The following is a 1,333-nucleotide window of genomic DNA, read 5'->3' as shown; positions in this document are numbered from 1 at the left end:
TTTATGAATCAGATGTCAACGGAAATCTTACATTCGTAAACGAATCGGCACTTGAACTTTATGGATATTCTCAAGCTGAGCTTGATAAAGGACTTAATGTAATGCAGGTAATAAGCCCCGAATATCGGGATAAAGCTAAAGTAAATTTCCAAAATATATTGCATGGAAAAAATAGTATGAACAAAGAATCTGTTGCTTTGAAAAAAGATGGCAATACATTTCCTGTACAAATATATTCAACTCAAATTATTAAGGATATTAAACCTATTGGTATAAGAGGGATAATTATAGATATTACTGAGCAAAAACAGGCAGAAGCAGAAATTAAAAAACACCGTGGACACCTCGAAGAACTTGTTGAAGAAAGAACAAAAGAACTGGAAGAAAAAAATAAAAAATTAAAAAAATATAATAAATTATTTGAAGGAAGAGAAGTAAGAATAAAAGAACTTAAAGACAGAGTGAAGGAGTTGGAAGAGAGGCTAGGGATTAGTTGAAAGTTGAAAGTTGAATGTTGAATGTTGAATGTTGAAAGTTATTGAATACAAATTATCAATTATGAGTTGTTGGCTTTTAGCTGTTGGTTGCCGACTGTGGACTGTGGACTGCGAACTGGTTTTGGGTTGTTAGGAGGTTGGTCATTAAGTTGTCATTAATTGTCATTGGGTGGTCATTAAGTTGTCATTGGGTTGTCATTGGGTGGTTATTTGGTGGTCATTTGGTGGTCATTAAGTTGTCATTAAGTGGTCATTAAGTTGTCATTATTTGTCATTTGGTGGTTATTGGGTAGTGAAGTTTTTGGCTTTTAGTTTTTAGTTTTTAGCTGTGGACTGAGAACTGGTTTTGGGTTGTTAGGAGGTGGTCATTAAATTGTCATTAAGTTGTCATTATTTGTCATTAATTGTTATTGAGTGGTTATTGGGTAGTTTGGTTTTTGGATTTTGGCTTTTAGTTTTTAGCTCTTGGCTACCGACTGTGGACTGTGGACTGAGAACTGGTTTTGGGTTGTTAGGAGGTGGTAGTTTAGTTGTCATTAATTGTCATTAAGTGGTCATTAAGTTGTCATTAAGTGGTCATTATTTGTCATTTGGTGGTTATTGGGTAGTGTGGATTTTGGATTTTGGGTTTTGGTTTTTGGTTTTTGGTTTTTAGCTTTTAGTTTTTAGCTCTTGGCTACCGACTGAAGACTGTGGACTGAGAACTGGTTTTGGGTTGTTATTAAATAGTGTTAATTTAAAAAAATGTAAAATGAAATTAGAGGAATTACAGGTTTATCAATTATCAATGGAAATTGGAGAGAAAGTATGGAATATCGTATTCGAGTGGAATTATT

Annotated in this window: 1 protein-coding gene; it reads left to right on the top strand. The window is 33.5% G+C overall.

The genetic code is table 11. The annotated features are described in order from the left end of the window. Window positions 1-497: PAS domain S-box protein (locus U9R42_14270; protein ID MEA3497189.1), on the top strand; the 497-nt coding region annotated here is incomplete at its 5' end. Between the last annotated feature and the right edge of the window lie 836 nt (window positions 498-1,333).

It is taken from the genome of Bacteroidota bacterium, assembly GCA_034723125.1.
In the GTDB taxonomy this organism is placed as follows: domain Bacteria; phylum Bacteroidota; class Bacteroidia; order CAILMK01; family JAAYUY01; genus JAYEOP01.
Note: the sequence above shows the minus strand (reverse complement) of the source record. Positions and strands in the feature narration are given on the sequence as shown.